Source organism: Sphingobacterium multivorum, assembly GCF_900457465.1.
Lineage (GTDB): Bacteria > Bacteroidota > Bacteroidia > Sphingobacteriales > Sphingobacteriaceae > Sphingobacterium > Sphingobacterium multivorum.
In genome coordinates this window covers 95,267-115,031 of record NZ_UAUU01000005.1, presented here as the reverse complement: position 1 = coordinate 115,031, position 19,765 = coordinate 95,267, and the positions used below count along the sequence as shown (strand labels likewise).

Sequence of the window (19,765 nt, the reverse complement as noted above, 5' to 3'; positions counted from 1 at the left end):
AAAAGGCATCACCGTGAAGTGATGCCTTTGGCTTGTATAAATCAAAGAATATCGATTAATAAAGCGTAAACTCTACGCGACGGTTTTGTTGACGACCATCGGCGGTTTTGTTTGATGCGATCGGTTGGTCAGGACCATAACCTGTCGCTTCAATACGCGATGCATTAGCACCTCGAGATACTAAATAGGCTTTTACCGATTCTGCGCGTTCTTTTGATAAACGCATGTTCAATTCACGGGAACCTGTATTATCGGTGTGACCAGCTAGTTTTAAGCTGAAGTTTTTCTCGATTAACAGTTCTGCTACTTTATTTAATGTCGCGTATGATGTAGGACGTATGGTTGCTTTTCCTAAATCGAACTCCAAGTTTTTGATTGCGTCAGCAACAACTTTTCGGTCAGCCTCTGTTACAACAACCTTTTCAACCACTCTTGTTTCGTTTTTAACAACAATTGGACATCCTGCACCGTCTACCTGAACACCTGAAGGTGTGCCTGGGCATTTGTCATATTTGTTAGCTACACCATCACCATCATCATCTTTCAGGTCACTGTTTAGTCCGTCCAGTTGATTTTGTAGTGCTTGGTTTTTAGCATTTAAAGCATCATTTAGTGCTTTAAGATCATCGTATTTCAATGTGTAGTCGTTTACTAAGGTCGCGACAGGATTTGAATTGTTCAAAGCAGGTTTGCTACCATTACCCAGTGCAAATTCTAAGCCACCATGGATGTAAGTAAACAAGTCATTCTTATATTGACCACCTCGAATACCGTCAAAGTTTTGGTTAACCCAATTTAACTGATAACCCAACTCAAAGTTGATTCCTTTGGCAACAGCAAATTTGAAACCCATGTCCAATGGTACATATATTTTAGAAATACCATCGGCTTCTTGAGAAGTAGAACCTGTTGTCAATGTTGTTTTGCTGTTCATAACACCAACACCAATTGACGCATAAGGTTTGATGAAACTGTTGAAGAATCTCCAGTTCGTATTAGCCGCTTGGAATTCTCCTGACAATGCAGCAGACCATGGTGTTTTAGCCTCAAAAGATTGTGATCCATCTTTAAATGCGCCACCTGTTTTACCGCCAAAGTAACTCGCTTTAATACCGAAAGAAGGAGAGATTTGCTTTTTAATATAAGCACTATATCCCAAATTCCATGCTAAATCCTCATAGTTTGCACGGTTAAAGCCAGCAATGTTAGTTTGATTTGTCACCCCGGCACCAATACCGATAGACCATGTTCTATATTGTGTAGCTGGTCCAAATGGTGTTGTTCCTTCAATGGATGATGCTTTTGCATTTTGAGCATTTGCTGTATTCGCAAATAAGCCCGCAGATGCAAGCGCGAGTACGAATTGTAATTTTAGTTTCATATAATTTGTGTTTGTATAAACCGATGCAAAAGTAATAAGTTAAAAATTAAATTCACTATAGGTTTGTAGTTGAAATATGACATTTGGTAAATAAAAAGGTGTTTCTGTTTAAAAACACCTTTTTATTAGTGTAATTTGTTAGTTATTAATAAAGTGTAAATTCAACACGGCGATTCTGTTGACGGCCCGCTGCATTTTTATTGGATGCAATTGGTTGGTCTGGACCATATCCGGTTGCTTCGATACGCGACGCATTAGCACCCTGAGATACTAAATATGCTTTTACCGCTTCTGCACGTTCTTTAGACAAACGCATATTTAATTCGCGTGAACCTGTATTGTCGGTGTGACCTGCGAGTTTTAAACTAAAATTTTTCTCGATCAATAATGCGGCAACTCTATTCAATGTCGCATAAGAGCTGGAGCGAATAGTTGCTTTACCTAAATCAAACTCCAAGTTTTTGATCGCATCAGCAACAACTTTCTTATCTGCTTCTGTAACCACAACTTTCTCTACGACTTTGGTTTCGTTTTTAACGACAATTGGACAACCCGATCCATCCACTTGGACACCAGAAGGTGTACCTGGGCATTTATCGTATTTGTTAGCCACACCATCGCCGTCGTCATCTTTTAGATCATTGTTGAGACCATCTAACTGTCCTTGTAACGCTTGATTTTTAGCATTCAACGCATCATTTTGAGCCTTTAAGTCATCGTACTTAACCGTGTAGTCATTGACAAGCGTTGCGACAGGGTTAGAATTGTTTAAAGCAGGTTTGCTACCATTACCCAATGCAAATTCTAGGCCTGCGTGAGCATAAGTGAATAAGTCATTTTTGTATTGTTGACCCACTGGGTTATCGGTACCCATTCTGTTGTCAAAACGTTGGTTCGCCCAATTCAATTGGTAACCAAGTTCAAAGTTGATACCTTTTGCTACGGCGAATTTAAAACCAAAATCTGCCGGTACATAAATCTTAGAATACGAGTCACCATATTCTCCTCTGTTCCCGTTAGCGATTCCAGCGGTCTCGGCGTTCATTACACCAACACCAATGGATGCGTACGGTTTAATAAAGCTGTTGAAAAATCTCCAGTTGGTATTTGCTGCTAAAAACTCGCCCGACAACGCTACAGACCAAGGTGTTTTAGTTTCAAATCCTGTCTGTTTATCGCTATTAACATAGCCTGATGTTTTTCCACCAAAATAAGTAGCTTTCAATCCAAAGGATGGGGAGATCTGCTTCTTGATGTAAGCACTATAACCCAAATTCCAATCCAGTTTATCGTAACCACCATTGTTAAACTTGGCGATATTTTGCAAGCTCGTTACACCTGCTCCCACACCGATCGACCACGTTCTATATTGTGTTGCCGAGCCTAATGGTGTTGTGCCTTCAATAGATGCTTCTTTTGTGCTTTGCGCAAAGGATGCGGTGGATAAAATTCCTGCCGCAAAAAGTAATCCTGATTTTTTAAGGCTAATTTTCATAATGCGTGTTTGTAAAATTATCTACTATAATACTGTTGTTAAATTAACTCACTGAACACTCTTGCAATAAATTTGCCAAAAATTATTTGGTTACTCTACTCGCCCAAAAAAGTTTGGCACCTCAATTTCAAAAAGCCAGATGCTTAACAATATTTTCAGTAAAAATGTTTTGAAAAAAAGTTTTCCTGCTTTTTGTAATCAAAATAACATCGACATCTTCATCCCGGATAATGGTATGAATACCGTTTGCAATATTCTCTCGGGAACCCGCAAAATAACTTGGCGACTTGATAATATAGGAAATATCCTCGATACCGGTTTCAGCAATGATCTGTTCAATCCAATTTTCAAGTTTTTTACCTAATATGTTGATTTCTAGTTCGTTTTTATTGATATGGATAAGCTGTAAGTGGAAGTTTTTTCCGTACAATGGTATGGCTTGTTTGAGGACCTCAAGTTCACCGGGTTTGAAATTTGTCAATAACGCAATGTTATCATTTTTGAATTTTATCGCGTTTTTCGGGATGGCTAAAACAGGGATCTTCGACTCTTTAATGACATCATATGTATTGCTTCCAATCAATACAGATTCAAGTCCAGTCACGCCTTTTGTACCCATAATCACCGTTTGATAGACCTCTTTTATCTCTTGTTTATCCAGTGTTTCCGCTAAAATACCGTTAGCAAATAAGGTAGAAATTTTAAGCGAAGGATATTCCTGTAGAAGTTCAGCTACAAGTTTTTCCATCTGATGGCGGGCTTCTCCCTCGGTAGGGTCTACTAAATGCTTCGCATTTGCAAATTTGTTGATATGTGAAGTGAACGAATGAAAGAGTGTAATCTCATCGTTTGTTGTCACTGCGATTTGAGCGGCATAAAATGCGGCAACTCGTGCGTTTTCGGAATAATCTACAGGTATTAATAGTTTAGACATGGCTATAAGGTTATGCTTTAGTGAAAAATATTGGAACTAACGGATGACTAAATAGTGCTTTTGCAACTGAACGCGTGAAGACACGTTCAAAGAACGATTTTCTCGATCGTGTCACCAATAATATTTTGATCTTTTCCTCATGGATCATCTCATTAATGACTTCCGGAACGGTATCGAGGTCCTCAATATCACCCTGTATTGAATCGACTTCGATAGCAATATTGGTCACACCGATATATTTTTTGATCTTATATTTCCATACTTCAAGCTTGTCTTCGATTCTGTTTTCTGAGGAATGATCGTAGTGAACATGCATCAATTTTAATTCAAAATCCTTGCCGATAATGTTGACAAAATCCTGTACGGTTTGTACCTCTTCTTCTTTAAAATTAGACAGTAAGCCAACTTTGTCAATAGGAGTAAAGGATGCTTCAGTTGGAATGGCCAAGACAGGTATTTTGGCTTTTTTGCTAATAACATAGGTTGTGCTGCCAATTAGCTGGCTGTCGTCATTGGTGATGCCTTTAGTTCCCATGATGACAAAATCAAATCGATTAGGAGTGGCGAGCTCGGGTAGTGTTTCTGTAATCATACCGCGCTCACATTGTGTTGTTATTTCAAGCGTAGGATGTTTTAATTTTATTGATTCTGCCAGATTTTTAATAAGGATATCAGCTTTGAATGTTGGAGAATCAGCCTCATTACGGCTGTTTTCCTCCTCAAATACTGCAGAAGCTGAAGTATAATTGTGGTAAAGATGAAGTGAATACCCCTTTTCGAGGGCAAGGTCCACTGCGTAATCTACAGCATTATTAGAATGAGCCGAAAAATCTATCGGTAGTAGAATGTTTTTTTTCATTAGAAGGAATTTAATCTACAAAATCTAATCTTATTTATTTTGCCTTTAGGGAATGTGCGCGAAAGTGTACTAGATTCCCTATTTTACTATCAAATGTAATAAAACAAATGTAATTGTGGATGACCTTAAGTCAAATAGTTTTTGTTGTTTTACATGTTGAATTTGACGAGCTTTAGACAAATATGAATAACGAATAACGCTTTTAAAATGTTGTATTTAATGTCAGTTTGTGATTTTTGTCACCTATAAAATACCTGTGCTCTAACTGTCTGTATGTTATCTCCTGATTTTTTTGTTTGAAAAGTCAATATTGGAGTTTTTCTCGTTTAGAGAAAACGGTCGTTTCAAGGTCAATATATGGAATTCTACATTGCATAACCTACCAATTTTGAGTAAGTTTGCACATATTTTTAGATAATTAAATGACAAGTAGAGAAATTCGTCAAGCCTTTTTGGACTTTTTTAAAAGCAAAGGGCATCAGATAGTACCTTCAGCACCAGTAGTTGTAAAAAATGACCCTACATTAATGTTTACCAATGCGGGGATGAATCAATTCAAAGATTTGTTTCTTGGTGAAGCACCCATCAAATTTCCGCGTGTTGCCGATACACAACGCTGTTTGCGCGTTTCCGGCAAACACAATGATTTGGAAGAAGTAGGGATTGATACCTACCACCATACATTGTTTGAGATGTTAGGAAATTGGAGCTTTGGTGATTACTTTAAGAAAGAAGCTATTGCTTGGGCCTGGGAGCTGTTGACAGAAGTATATAAGTTAGACAAAGATCGTTTATATGTAACCATTTTCGAAGGGGATGCAAAAGAAGGTTTAGAACGTGATATGGAAGCTTTCGATTTCTGGAAGGAATGGATTGACGAAGATAGAATTCTCCTTGGTAACAAAAAAGATAATTTCTGGGAAATGGGAGAGACTGGGCCTTGTGGGCCTTGTTCCGAAATTCATTTCGATATGCGCAGTGCAGAAGAGCGTACACAAACTTCAGGACAGAGTTTGGTCAATGCCGACCACCCTCAGGTAATTGAGATCTGGAATCTTGTTTTTATGCAGTTTAATCGCTTGAAAGATGGTTCACTTCAGTCGCTCCCAGCTAAACATGTTGATACGGGAATGGGCTTTGAGCGTCTGGTGCGATGCATCCAGGGAAAGACATCTAATTATGATACGGATGTATTTACACCTACCATTGATTTTATTTCTGGGAAATCAGGCATAAAATACGGTATAGATGAAAAGTCTGATATTGCTATGCGTGTAGTGTCTGATCACATTCGTGCGGTTAGTTTTGCAATTGCCGATGGTCAATTGCCATCTAACAATAAAGCTGGTTATGTGATCCGTCGTATTTTACGTCGCGCGGTGCGTTATGCTTATACATTTTTAGGTTTTAAGACTCCTTTTATTAATGAACTCGTCCCTGTCTTGGCATCACAGTTTGCCGGTGTATTCGACGAACTGATTCAACAGCAGGATTTTGTACAGAAGGTAATCTTAGAGGAAGAAGTTTCTTTCCTAAGAACATTGTCTACGGGGGTCCAACGATTTGAAAATTATGTAGAGGACCACAGCGTAATTAATGGAGATTTTGCTTTCGAGCTTTATGATACTTACGGATTTCCGATCGACTTAACTGAATTATTGGCCCGGGAGAAAGGGTTAACGGTTGATATGGAAGGTTTCAACCAAGCACTTCAAATTCAAAAGGATCGTTCTCGTGCTGCCACTGCTATAGATACAGGTGATTGGGTTGTGGTAAATGATGATGAGGGATTTGAATTCGTAGGCTACGACACATTAACTGCCGTTACAGAGGTTATTAAATACCGTAAGGTTGTAGCAAAAAATAAAGAACAATTCCAATTGGTGCTTTCTGTCAGTCCTTTTTATGCTGAGGGTGGTGGCCAGGTTGGTGACTCTGGAGAATTGGTTTCCGAGGAAACGGGCGAGAAGATTTATATCACGGATACAAAAAAGGAAAATGGTCTATTTGTACATTTTACAAACAAATTGCCATTAGAATTGAAAGGAACATTTGTTGCTCAGGTCGATAAATCCAAAAGAATCGATACTGAAAACAATCACTCGGCGACCCATTTATTACATGCTGCGCTAAAACAGGTGCTAGGAAGCCATGTGAATCAAAAGGGATCATTGGTCAACGCCGATATTTTACGCTTTGACATCTCTCATTTTGCGAAAATGACTGACGAAGAGATTAAACAAGTTGAAGATATTGTCAATGCTAAAATTCGTGAAAATATTCCGTTGAAAGAGGAACGTAATGTCCCTTATCAACAGGCATTAGATTCTGGTGTAACAGCACTATTTGGTGAAAAGTATGGCGATTTTGTTCGTGTGATCACTTTTGAAGATCAATATTCTAAAGAATTGTGTGGTGGTACGCATGTCAAAGCAACTGGTCAAATCGGGTTTTTCAAAATTGTTTCTGAATCTGCTGTTGCAGCCGGTGTACGTCGTATTGAAGCAATTACCGGCACTCGTTCAGCTTCAGTTATCCGTGAGCATTTCGAATTGGTGCATCACCTGAAAGAGCTTATGAATAATCCAAAGGATTTCGTTTCTGCATTAGGTAAAATCATCGACGAAAATGGCGCTTTGAAGAAAGAAGTCGAGAAGAGCATTACAGAAAAATCCTTGGCATTGAAGTCAGATCTGGAAGCGAAGATTCAACAAGTTGGATCTATAAATTTCTTGTCCACAATTGTTGATCTGCCCAATGCCGAAGCTGTAAAAACTTTGGCGTATGCGGTAAAGGGAGCTGTTAACAACTTGTTTTTGGTCATTGGTGCTGAGTTTGAAGGTAAACCGAGTTTGACCGTCGTCATATCAGATGAATTGGCCAAAGAAAAAGGGTTGAACGCAAGTCATATTGTTCGTGATTTGGCTAAGGATATCCAAGGCGGCGGAGGTGGTCAACCATTTTTCGCAACAGCTGGAGGTAAGAACCCTGCTGGATTAAAGGTTGCAATTGAGCGAGCAATAGATTTCTTGAAATAAATTTTATACAATACCAAGCCATCGGATTTATTCGGCGCCTTCCTTGGGAGATCCGAATAAATCGGATAGTTTTCACGATTCTTAAAGCTGTGACATGTAGCGTGAATCAAACAGAGCAAAGCCATTTGCGTAATTGGGAATAGGTACTTAACAAATAAAAATAAACGGATGAAAAAGGCAGTTTTTTTAGCAGTAGGGATCGTTGGTTTGATGATGGGTTGCCAAAATAAAGAGCAATTTACCATCGCTGGAAATGTCGAAAATCCTGGCAATATCAAAGTTATTTCATTGTATGAAGGTGATACCAAGCTAGATTCAATGTTTTTTGGCGATAATAACAAATTTCAGTTCGTACGACCTGCTAGCCAATCCAGACTGTTGTCCTTGCGTGTAGGTAAAAATCGGTACGATTTGATTGCTTCTCCGGGGGAGACGATCACATTTAAGACAGATCTTCATAAAGATGTAAATGATTATCAAGTGGATGGGTCTGAATTGTCAAAGACGATACAGCCTTTTGCCAAAGAGCGAAATTATCGCGATTATTTACAGGACTCCTTACAGACGGTGTTTTCTAAGCTGACAGCCAATTCAACAGCAGCTGAGATCGAAAAGATTCGTGCTGAATATAAATCAAAGTTTGCGGAAGAATTGCGTACATATACAAAAAAAGCCGTCGATTTCGCTAATAAACACAATGATCTTGCTGGTTTTTATGCGATCTCTACCTTAGATCCCGAAGTCGCCGAAAATGAAATCATTACCTATGCAGAGAAAATAAAGAATGAATTTACGGAGAACAGATATGTGACACAGTTTAAGGAGGAGACCCAAAAGCTAAAAAAAATGGCTATTGGACAACCTGCTCCCGAACTGACTTCATTTACGCCTTCCAACAAAGAGGTAAAATTGTCGAGTTTTAAAGGAAAATATACCTTGGTTGATTTCTGGGCTTCATGGTGTATGCCTTGTCGCCAGGAGAACCCCAATCTCGTTAGGTTGTACAATACTTACCACGCTAAAGGCTTTGATATACTCTCCGTTTCATTTGATGATAATCCTGGCTCATGGATGCGTGCTATCGAAGATGACAAGTTAACCTGGACACATGTATCAGATTTGAAAGCTTGGAGCTCACCAGTTGTGATTGATTACCGTGTGAAAGCCTTGCCTACCTCTTATATTCTCGATCCGAACGGCATTATTATAGCAAAGAACCTGCGCGGCGAGGAGCTGGAGGCATTTTTGAAGAAAACAATTAAATAATCAATCTGTTATTGTTAAATATTATATTACTTAATAATTTGGTAACATTAGATTAACTGATTGTTATCATTTTGTTTATAATTTAGCAAAAAAAATAAGACAAATGAGTTCTTCGAAACAAAAGATTTTAATTGTTGATGACGAAAAAGATATCTTGGATTTAATTGCATTCAACTTAAATCGTGAAGGTTATCAGGTCTCTACAGCGCAAAATGGGGAAGAGGCAATCAACGTTGCTAAACAAGTAAATCCGGACCTCATCATTTTGGATGTGATGATGCCAAAGATGGACGGAATTGAAGCTTGTCGCATCATGCGCGCAATGCCTGAATTCAAAAGTACATTTATGGTGTTTTTGACTGCTAGAAGCGAAGAGTATTCGGAGATCGCAGGATTTCATGTCGGTGCAGACGACTATATTGCAAAGCCGATCAAACCGCGTGCGCTAATGAGTCGCATCAATGCTATCTTAAGAAGAAATGCTTCCGAAGAGTCAGATGCTGCCGTTCAGGATAAAATTGAAATTGCCGATTTGGTTATTGATCGAGATTCTTTCTTAGTCTACAAAGGGGAACAAAAGATCGTTCTTGCAAAGAAAGAGTTTGAGCTATTATATTTGTTGGCTTCAAAACCGAATAAGGTGTTTACGCGTGAACAGATCTTAAAGAGCATCTGGGAAGATTCTGTTGTTGTGACTAACCGTACAATTGACGTTCACATCCGCAAGCTGCGTGAAAAGATAGGAGACGATTATGTAACCACTGTAAAAGGAGTGGGATACAAATTTGATAAAGAATAAAAAAAAGAGGCTTTGGCCTCTTTTTTTATTGATTAACTTTCCGCAGTATAGATTCTATACGATTCGCCTTGCGCCAAATCTGGACAAATCTGGGGCAGATGTTTCCAATTTAACATAAGAGAAAGGAGCGGATTTAGTGAAGGAATTGCCATCGTTATAGGGAACTCTTTCTCGAGATGACTTGATATCACCGCAACAAATCTTTACTTTTGACCTAAAGCAAAGTAAAAATTTCAACATGTCATCTATTCTTATAAAATCTGCACAACTAGTCAATGAAGGTAAAGTTGAGGTTGCTGACGTATATATCAGCAATGGTCGAATCGAAATGATTGCTCAGGAAATTAATCATCCTGCTGATCAGGAGATAAATGCTGAGGGGCTACACTTGCTACCGGGACTTATCGATGACCAGGTTCATTTTAGAGAACCCGGGTTAACTTATAAAGCGGATATATGGCATGAGAGCCGCGCCGCAGTTGCTGGTGGGACAACCTCCTTCATGGAAATGCCTAATACTGTCCCGAATACGTTGACTCAGCAGTTGCTTCAAGATAAATATGATATTGCAGCAAAAAATGCATTGGCCAATTACTCATTCTTTATGGGGGCGGCTAATGATAATCTTGAGGAGGTGCTTAAAACTAATCCAAGAGATGTCTGTGGTATCAAAGTTTTTATGGGGTCATCTACAGGGAATATGTTGGTGGATAATGAAAAAGCGTTGGAAGGGATCTTTGCGAATGCTCCGACCTTGGTGGCTACGCATTGTGAAGACGAGGCGACGATAAAGGCAAATCTGGCCCTATTTAAGGAAAAATATGGTGAGGATGGATTGAAAATTGAGATGCATCCATTGATTCGTTCTGAGGAAGCCTGCTATTTATCCTCGTCGAAAGCTGTCGAATTGGCAAAAAAGCATAATACACGCTTGCATATCCTTCATATATCAACAGCCAAAGAAATTGCATTATTTAGTCATGATATTCCATTAAAGGATAAAAAAATAACGGCTGAAGCTTGTATCCATCACCTTTGGTTTTCTGATCAGGATTATGCTTCAAAAGGTAATTTTATCAAATGGAATCCAGCTGTAAAAACAGCCAATGATCGCGACCAAATTCTAAAAGCTTTATTAGATGGGCATATCGATGTGATAGCGACAGATCATGCTCCGCATACAATGGAGGAAAAATCGCAGCCCTATGCTTCAGCGCCAAGCGGAGGACCTCTTGTACAGCATGCATTGCAAGCCTTGTTGGATATGGTCAAAGCGGGAAAAATGACCCTGGAACAATTGGTGCAAAAATCTGCACACAATACGGCTACATTGTTCCAAATCGAAGATAGAGGTTACATTCGTGAGGGATATTGGGCCGACCTTGTGTTGGTCGATCTGAATAAACCTTATACGGTTTCGAAAGCAAATATCCTGTCAAAATGTGGCTGGTCACCATTTGAGGGACACACATTTAGTTCAACGATTGAACATACTTTCGTATCAGGTAAACTTGCTTTCTCCAATGGGCGACTTATTGAGAAAGGTGCTGGTGAACGTCTGTTGTTCAACCGATAGTATTTAACAATGGAAAAAAGAGCCTTTCTAAAATCGGTTGCTTTAAGCATGTTGTCTATTCCTGTACTGGGAATGGGATTGCCAACCGGAGACAAAAATGAATTGTACGGCCAAGCGGCTTTGCTTGCAACGAGGTTAAAATTGGGGGATACCATAGGTTTAATTACACCTGCAGGTGTATTGGATGAGGAAGAGTCCATTAGCATTGCGCGTGAAATATTCGAGACACTGGGTTTTAGAGTAAAAGAAGGTAAACATATTCGCAGTCGCTACGGTAATTTGGCCGGTACAGATCAGGAGCGTATTGCCGACATACACGATATGTTTGCAGATAAGACTGTCAAAGCGATTGTCTGTATCAGGGGTGGATCGGGTACTTCGCGCCTTTTAGATCGGCTAGATTATAAACTGATTTTCAATAATCCCAAAATTCTATTGGGTTATTCAGATATAACAGCGCTTCTTTTGGCCCTGTATACAAAAACAGGACTTGTTACATTTCATGGCGCAGTAGGTATCAGTACATGGACCCAAAAACTTGCAGAGGCTTTTAAAGCCCAGTTTGTTGCCAATCAGCCAGCGATATTTGAGAATCCCAAGTTGAAGGGGGATACCATTGTACAGACCAAAGACCGAATAGCAACGATTCATCCTGGCATAGCAGAAGGAATATTGTTGGGTGGGAATATGACCGTATTGACCGGATTATGTGGTTCACCTTATCTGCCGGACTTTAAAGATAAAATTCTTTTTATTGAAGAGGTAGACGAAGATATGGAACGGGTAGATCGGATGTTCTGTCAATTGAAAAATGCGGGTATATTAGGCGTAATTAAGGGCTTTATTTTTGGCAAGTGCACCAATTGCAAACCATCTGCTGGCTATGGATCCGTAACACTTGACCAACTGTTCAATGATTATATCAAACCTTTGAAAATTCCGGCGTATACAGGGGCTGTCGTTGGGCATATTGCCGAACAGTTTATTTTGCCCGTAGGAGCAAAAGTCCGTGTAGATGCTTCGCAAGGAACGATTGCTTTAATGGAGCCTGCATTAAAAGATTAATATGAAATTAGTAAAAGTTGATTTCATCAAAGCCTTTTCTTTATATGAAGAAAAGGCTTTGATGCATAGAAGATTTAAACATGCTGATATTTTACCGTTATTAGAAAATATCAGGAGCTATGGACGTTTCACTGTAGCGGAAATTGGGAAGTCCACTGAAGATCGTTTGATCTTTCGACTACAATACGGACAAGGGCCAATCAAGATACTTTTATGGTCACAAATGCATGGTGATGAACCTACGGCGACAATGGCCCTGTTTGATCTATTTAATTTTTTCAACGGGAAAAATGATGGTTTTGATGCCTTTAGAGATGACATCGCATCAAAAATGACTTTATATTTTATTCCGATGCTAAATCCTGATGGAACCGAAAGGTTTCAGCGTAGGACAGCCATGGATGTGGATATGAACAGAGATGCAAGGGCAGCAGCAACAGTGGAAGGAGCCTTATTGAAGTCGCAAGCCATGTTGCTAAAACCTGATTTTGCTTTTAACCTGCATAACCAAAACAATTACTACAACATTCCCGGAACAAATACGCCAGTGACAATTTCCTTATTGGCGCCTGCTTATGACTATGCGCGGAGTATCAATAAAACTCGGGGAGATGCGATGCGGGTGATTGTCGGAATAAACAAGATCCTTCAGGAATTTGTTCCAAATGCAGTGGCAAAATATGACGATGAGCATACACCGCGCGGTTTCGGTGATAATTTTCAAAAATGGGGCGCCAGGACGATTTTAATTGAATCAGGAGCTTATGTTGGTGATATCGAAAAAATGCTGGTCCGAAAATGTAATTTCGTGGCTTTGTTTAAAGCATTTGAGGAAATTGCTGACCAATCCTTTAAACAGTATTCGATTACCGATTACGATGCAATTCCCTTCAATGATGAAAAGCTCCATGATGTGTTGCTGAGAAATTTGACCATTGAGCGGAGTGGAAAAACATTGCTTGTCGATGTTGCCATCCGGCAGAATGAAAAGACAATTGGATCAGACTATTACGTAGAGGGTATTGTTGAAGATATTGGCGATCTGCAAGATTTTTATGGTTATGTAGATATTGATGTTACAGGAATGGAGTTTGGCCCAGCCAAGATGTATATGGAGCCATTTGCTTCGTTGGCAGATTTAGATGATGCCATCGTGATGGGATTACTTGAAAAAGGCTATGCCGCTGTTATGATTGAAAATGTGATCCCGGGAGAAGTTTTGCATAACCTTCCAATTCGTGTATTAACTAAAAAAGCTATAGAATTTTCACAACAATTAGCTCTCGGAGCTCAGGCGGATTTTTTCCTTCGGAAAGAAGGTAAGATCATTTACGCCGTAGTTAATGGTTGGGTGGTCGATTTGAAAAAACCAAGGCAACAGCAGTATAAAAATCAGATAAGTCAGGAATGCTTAATATAGCTCAAAAAAGAAAAAAGGTCACAGCATAGGCTGTGACCTTTTTTCTTTTTTGAGACTACTAGTAGCCGGTATTCTGTTGATTTGCTATAGCTGGGTTTGCATTCATCTCATCCAGTGAAATAGGAAGAATGGTTTTAAAGAAGGTTCTATCGATCGTTTTTTGTCTATTTGTTGTGCTTATATTTCCTAAATCATCATCAAAAGTTATCGATTTGTTCCAGCGCATCATATCAAAGAAGCGATGACCTTCTCCAAGGAGCTCTTTGCTTCTCTCATCGGCAATCATATCTAAAGTAATCGTGCCTGAGGTCGCGACATCTAATTTTGGAGAACGTTGGCGTATTGCATTCAGGTAATTTGCTGCAAGGACCTTGTCAGGAGATGATTTTAGTAGAGCAGCTTCAGCAGCGATAAGATATACTTCGGACAAACGGATGACCTTAATATTGACAGCGGTACTATTTGCTGTTGAATTTTTATCACCGGCAAGCGTGGTGCTACCGCTATATTTATAAACCGCTCCTAAATGGGTGGTGCCGACTTCATCATACGCCATAACACCCCATCTGACATCTGTCTCGTCTTTCTTAAGTTTGGCCAAGAATGGATCTGCGGCTATAAAGTTTCCCAATATGGCTGTACTGCCATGTCCTTTTCTGCGGAACATCGCACCCAGTGAACTAGTCCCTGCATCAGCTTCATTCGGATAAACACCCAATTCTAGAATAGATTCAGTTCCAAACATACCTGTCCAGGATTTTACCCAATTTTCATTGCTATACAATGTGTAGACTTTGGAGTCTATGACCTCCTGCGCTGATTTTAACGAATTATCATAATCATTCATATAGAGATACACACGAGCTTGCAGTGCTTTATTGGCGAAAAAGTTAAAATATCCATCCGATTTAGATTTTGGCAAAATGTTTTCCGCATCCTTTAGATCCTGTACAATTTGTTTGTAGTTTTCTTCGACAGAAATGCGTTTTTCCTGCGTACTATATTCGAGGACTTTTGTCACATTAGGAATACCAAGGGAAGATTTATCCATATTGTAGGGTTTTCCATATAGCCTCACAAGATCAAAATTGATGAGGGCTCTTGCGGTCAATGCTTGTCCTTTGTAGGTATTAAAATTTTCGGTTGAACCGGCAGCGACTAGTTTATCGATATTCGTCAAAAGATTATTAATCTGCACAAGTGCATGAAATCCTTGTGTCCAGATACCTGAGTAAGGATTAGAAGAGGCTGAATGATTAAAAACATAAAGATAATCATAACCGCGACCCTGAGATGCTATCGTAAAGTCTCCTCCTTTAGCATCAGCATAGAGTGGGAAATTTCGTCCGTAGTAGGCGACGTTTGCCATTTTACTCATTAACCCATTGATGATAACTTTTGCGTCGGCAGCAGTTTGGATAGAGGAATTAGAGTCACCCATATTAGTCGGTGTGACATCCAGAAAGTTGCTACAAGAGCTGATTGCTAATGATATTGTTATGCACGAGGCAATAAAAAGCTTTTTCATAATACTGTTTTTTTTATTAAAAACTAAATTCGACACCAAAAGTGTATGTTTTTGCCAATGGTGTTTCCCAACCGCGCGTACCAAACTGGTTGACTTCCGGATCCATATACTTATATTTCGAAACAGTCAACAAATTGCTTCCATTGAAAAATACTCTTGCATTGGAAATGCCGGCCCGCTTTAAAAACTCATTTGGTAATCTATAGCTCAACGAAATGTTTTTTAATCTAAGATAGGATGCGTCAAATAGCTGCCTGCTACTGATTTGGTTAACATCTTCCAGATCTCTTCCCGTTACCATTGGGTAAGATCCTCCGGTATTTGATGGTGACCAGCTGTTTTCCGTAAAATAAGCCGCATGAATTCGCTCCCAATAATAGCCATCGTCGGCAACATCTTTGGATGTAGCGTCATAAAGTTTACCGCCTATTTTATAAGCGAAATTAAATCCTAGTGAAAAGTTTTTATAGTCAACATCAGAGTTTATACCTCCGTATAACTTAGGATTTGCATTTCCGATGATGGTTTGTTTCGCTTTTTTGTAGTCATAACTTGCCGCCTTTCCATTAAATATAAAGTCGCCATTAGTGCCATCATTTGTATACCAGACATTTTTGCCATTGGTTTGATCGGTACCTGCCCATTCCAAGCCAAAGAATGATAAGGATGACTCTCCTTCACGGTAAATAAATCGGGCTCTATCGTCTCCCCCTGTGGGATCGAACCAAACGATATCCCGTCCACCATATAATTTTGTAATTTTGGATCCGATGATTGCGGCATTTGCGCTTAATGTCCATTTCCAATTTTCGTTTTTAACGATATCTGAACCTAATTCAATCTCGATCCCTTTATTGTTCATTTCACCAACATTTCGCAGTATGGAGCCGAAACCAGTTATTGTGGAGATTGGAACGTTCTGTAGTAGGTCCTTCGAGTCTCTGTTAAAATATTCAATAGTACCAAATAGTTTGTTGCGGAACAGGCCAAATTCTAATGCGACGTTTGTGGAGTAATTTTTCTCCCAAGCGACGTCCGGATTGCCTAGATTATTTAGACCACCTCCTGGCTGCGTCATGTATTTGTTGGAATAGCTTGTCAGATTTCTCCAGGCAAAAAGGTCGGTAGGTAATGTTCCATTTACGCCATATGAACCTCTGATTCTGAGGTTGTTGATTTCCTCAATCCCTTTAATAAAAGATTCTTTTGCCAGATTCCAGGAGCCGGCTAAAGACCAAAAATTACCCCAACGAGGACCTGGTGCTAAGCGTGATGAACCGTCCCTTCTAAAGGATGCTGATGCAAAATAGCGTTCATCATAATTGTACTCGGCCCGCGATAGTACAGACATCATATTATTGCCCCAAGAATAAGCCGATGCATCCAATATACCTGCAGTGGCGACCGTATGAAGGGAAGAGGATGGTAGATCTTTCCCCGTGGCACGGATAAAATCCGTTGTATTTTTTTCAGCCTCGAAGCCTGCTAACAACCCGATATGATGTAAGCCGAAGCTTTTGTTGTAATTGGCGGTTGTGGATGATACCAATTTCTCAATGGACGTAGAAACCTCGGTAACACGGCCATTATCTGCCATTCCGTTATAATGTTTCGCACTATAGTAAATATGATCTTTGACCTCTGTTCTGTCATAGGAGAAAATAGTCTTCAAGGTAAGTTCAGGCAATAACTTCAATGATAGAGATTCTATAGCTGATAATTTGCTCGTTTTCGAAGAGTTTTCCCATTCTTTATTATAGTATAAAGGATTGTATGCAAGACTACCGTAGCGAGCCGTATATTCCTTACCAGTTTTATAATCCGTTGGCCAATACATCTGCCATAATAAATTACTGGTTTGATACAGGTAATTTGTTCCTGTATTTCGGGTGTCATTCATTCCAATAAGCTTGTTGTTGGCGTAGTTGACATTTGATCCAAATTCAAGATATTTTCCAATTGTTTGCGTCAAATTAATCCGCCCATTAATTCTGTCAAAATTATTCTCGATCACCCTACTTTTGTCCTGCGTATAGCCTAAGGAAGCATAATAATTGGTTTTTTCAGTTGCTCCACTTACCGAAATATCGTTACTGTTGAATATTCCCGTTCTGAATAAAGCATTGTTCCAGTCATAATATTGACCATCTCTATTCACGACACCATCAGTTTTTCCTGAAATATGTACGTTCTCCCATTGGGTGGTCCCATCCGTACTAAATTGATAACCATGAATACCAAAACCATAAGAAGAAGTTGGCTTACCATAATTTGCCGAATTTGGATTCCAGTCCAAGGAATTTAAGCGGAATAAAGTATTTTTATTCGCCTGTTCAGCGGTTTGACCAGCTGCTATTCTAGAATCATATAAAACGCTATAAAGCATGTTGATTTGATCCTGTACGGAAGCAGGTTCATTATTTTTTGTTGCCCAGGAAGGGCTAATGCCAATAGAAGACTTGACATTGATCTTTGGATCTCCATTTTTACCCCTTTTGGTGGTGATGATGATGACGCCATTTGCGGCTCGGGATCCATAAAGAGAAGAGGCAGCGGCGTCCTTAAGCACAGAGATTGATTCTATATCACTCGGATTTAATGTGCTCATGACGTTGTTTGTATTAACAATGTAATCTCCCATTTGTCCGACACTTCCCGAAATAACTGGAACACCGTCAATAACATATAATGGCTCATTCGATGCGTTCATGGAGCCTATGCCTCGAATACGAATCGCCGAAGTAGCCCCCGCTTGCCCCGATCCATTTGACATTTGTAGACCCGCGACACGACCGGTAAGTGCTTTTTCAAAAGAGGTGACAGGTTGTTTATCAATAGCATCTGATTTTATTTGTGCCGCCGAACCGGTATAGGTGCTTTTTTTAGCCGTTCCATAAGCAATGACAATGACTTCGTCCAAAGCTTTTTCATCACTGTTAAGTGAAATACCGATAGTTTTGCGGCCATTGACCTGTACTTCTTGTGAGCTATAACCTACGGCAGATATACTCAATGTTGCATTGGCGTTTGCGTTTAGGGTAAACAGGCCATTTTCGTTTGTGGATGTCCCTTGATTAGCGCCTTTTACATTAATCGTAACTCCGCTAATTGGTTTTCCGTTGCTGTCTGTTATTTTACCAGCAATTTGGATCTGTTGTGCATATAAAGACTGCATCGAACTACAGGCTATGAGACACAACGTTGTGAGCACATGTTGTTTCATAAAAGTGTGAATTGATTAATTTAGTTGTTAATATTTTGGTGCTGTCGAGTGTTGGTCAAACTTGCGATAGCAATTCAGTGCAATCTTTTCTTTAAGAAAAAAACATTGCACTGAATATAGGGTTATTTTCTTACAATTCCAATTCCCGGACGGTCGGGGAGAAGGCAATTGCCATTTACCACGGTCATGCCGTCGTATATATCATTTGCAATTAATAAAGCACCGTCTAGATCTGCCCAGTCTGTTAATGGTGCAAGTTGTGCCGCTGCACTGATGGCGCAAGAAGTTTCTGTCATACAGCCGATCATAACTTTCATTTCCAAAGAACGAGCAAGTTCTGCCATTCGCTTCGCTTCGCGCATGCCCGTGCATTTCATCAGTTTAATGTTAATACCCGAATAAACCCCCTTTAAACCCGGCACATCGACCAATCGTTGGCATCCTTCGTCGGCGATTGTGGGAATTGGGCTATGTTCTGTCAACCAAGCATTATCATCGATCTGCTCTTTAGGCATAGGCTGTTCTAAGAAAGAAACATTTCTTTCTGCAAGCCAATACGCCATCTCCAAGGCTTCTTCACGTGTTTTCCAACCCTGGTTCACATCGGCGCATAATGGTCGATCGGTAACCTGACGGATGGTATCAATAATCATTTTGTCGGTGTCGAGCCCCAGCTTCACCTTTAAAATTTTAAACTGATCAGCCTCGGCAACTTTTTGGCGGATCATTTCTTCTGTATCGATTCCGATGGTGTAGGACGTCGGTGGGATAAGGTCAGGATTTAATCCCCAGATCTTATAATAGGGCTGGTTCATAATTTTACCAAGGATATCATGTAGGGCAATATCAATGGACGCTTTTGCAGCCGTGTTTTTCGAAGCAAGCTGATCAATATAATGCAGAATCTCTTCGGTTTGAAAAGGTGAGTTAAAACCTGTGAGATCAATTTGATTCAAAAACGAAATCACGCTATCTTGTGACTCGCCAAGATAGGGTGGCATACTCGCTTCGCCATAACCGATAACGCCATCATACTCTAATTCGGTCAATACAACCGGTGTTGTGCTTCGGCTAAAGGAAGCTACTGTAAAGACATGGCGCAAAGTTAGCGTGTAAGGCCGAAACCTTAATTTAAAGGCCCCAAAATCTTTACTAATCCATTCAGATTGATTGCTCATCGC

The 19,765-nt window shown here is 39.8% G+C and carries 13 protein-coding genes; 6 read left to right on the top strand and 7 right to left on the bottom strand.

What is annotated here, in order from left to right; all coding sequences use genetic code 11:
• Positions 1-55 precede the first annotated feature (55 nt).
• The 4 genes from DTA23_RS06930 to DTA23_RS06915 all read right to left on the bottom strand — a co-directional run bounded on the left by DTA23_RS06930 (position 56) and on the right by DTA23_RS06915 (position 4,669).
• On the bottom strand, positions 56-1,381 hold the full coding sequence (locus DTA23_RS06930) for an OmpA family protein (RefSeq protein WP_112374230.1): 1,326 nt from the start codon (positions 1,379-1,381) through the stop codon (positions 56-58).
• A 145-nt stretch (positions 1,382-1,526) separates the two neighbouring features.
• Positions 1,527-2,876: an OmpA family protein gene (locus tag DTA23_RS06925; protein WP_112374229.1), complete on the bottom strand. Its 1,350-nt coding sequence runs from the start codon at positions 2,874-2,876 to the stop codon at positions 1,527-1,529.
• A 127-nt stretch (positions 2,877-3,003) separates the two neighbouring features.
• A complete protein-coding gene (locus DTA23_RS06920) occupies positions 3,004-3,810 on the bottom strand; it encodes a universal stress protein (protein WP_256603010.1) in 807 nt (268 codons plus the stop codon).
• A 10-nt stretch (positions 3,811-3,820) separates the two neighbouring features.
• Positions 3,821-4,669: a universal stress protein gene (locus DTA23_RS06915; protein ID WP_112374228.1), complete on the bottom strand. Its 849-nt coding sequence runs from the start codon at positions 4,667-4,669 to the stop codon at positions 3,821-3,823.
• Positions 4,670-5,091: 422 nt separating this feature from the next.
• On the opposite strand from DTA23_RS06915, the gene alaS reads away from it, so the two are divergent.
• The 6 genes from alaS to DTA23_RS06885 all read left to right on the top strand — a co-directional run bounded on the left by alaS (position 5,092) and on the right by DTA23_RS06885 (position 13,833).
• On the top strand, positions 5,092-7,707 hold the full coding sequence (gene alaS / locus DTA23_RS06910) for an alanine--tRNA ligase (protein ID WP_112374227.1): 2,616 nt from the start codon (positions 5,092-5,094) through the stop codon (positions 7,705-7,707).
• A gap of 168 nt (positions 7,708-7,875) precedes the next feature.
• Positions 7,876-8,973, top strand: a complete 1,098-nt coding sequence (locus tag DTA23_RS06905; RefSeq protein WP_070567241.1) for a TlpA family protein disulfide reductase — start codon at positions 7,876-7,878, stop codon at positions 8,971-8,973.
• 103 nt (positions 8,974-9,076) lie between these two features.
• Positions 9,077-9,772 carry a response regulator transcription factor gene (locus DTA23_RS06900; RefSeq protein ID WP_046672195.1) on the top strand — a complete coding sequence of 232 codons (696 nt, stop codon included), beginning with the start codon at positions 9,077-9,079 and terminating at the stop codon, positions 9,770-9,772.
• A 238-nt stretch (positions 9,773-10,010) separates the two neighbouring features.
• Positions 10,011-11,348 carry a dihydroorotase gene (locus tag DTA23_RS06895; RefSeq protein ID WP_070567239.1) on the top strand — a complete coding sequence of 446 codons (1,338 nt, stop codon included), beginning with the start codon at positions 10,011-10,013 and terminating at the stop codon, positions 11,346-11,348.
• Between the two features lie 9 nt (positions 11,349-11,357).
• Complete coding sequence (locus DTA23_RS06890) at positions 11,358-12,413, top strand: S66 peptidase family protein (RefSeq protein WP_070567237.1); 1,056 nt, start codon at positions 11,358-11,360, stop codon at positions 12,411-12,413.
• Between the two features lies 1 nt (position 12,414).
• Complete coding sequence (locus DTA23_RS06885) at positions 12,415-13,833, top strand: M14 family zinc carboxypeptidase (RefSeq protein ID WP_112374226.1); 1,419 nt, start codon at positions 12,415-12,417, stop codon at positions 13,831-13,833.
• Positions 13,834-13,891: 58 nt separating this feature from the next.
• On the opposite strand, the gene DTA23_RS06880 is transcribed toward DTA23_RS06885, so the two are convergent.
• The 3 genes from DTA23_RS06880 to DTA23_RS06870 all read right to left on the bottom strand — a co-directional run bounded on the left by DTA23_RS06880 (position 13,892) and on the right by DTA23_RS06870 (position 19,762).
• Positions 13,892-15,361 (bottom strand): RagB/SusD family nutrient uptake outer membrane protein, encoded by a 1,470-nt coding sequence (locus tag DTA23_RS06880; protein ID WP_112374225.1) that lies wholly within the window; start codon positions 15,359-15,361, stop codon positions 13,892-13,894.
• Between the two features lie 16 nt (positions 15,362-15,377).
• Entirely contained in the window at positions 15,378-18,584 is a 3,207-nt protein-coding gene (locus tag DTA23_RS06875; RefSeq protein WP_112374224.1) for a SusC/RagA family TonB-linked outer membrane protein, read from the bottom strand.
• Positions 18,585-18,706: 122 nt separating this feature from the next.
• Positions 18,707-19,762, bottom strand: a complete 1,056-nt coding sequence (locus DTA23_RS06870; protein ID WP_112374223.1) for a dipeptide epimerase — start codon at positions 19,760-19,762, stop codon at positions 18,707-18,709.
• Positions 19,763-19,765: the final 3 nt, after the last annotated feature.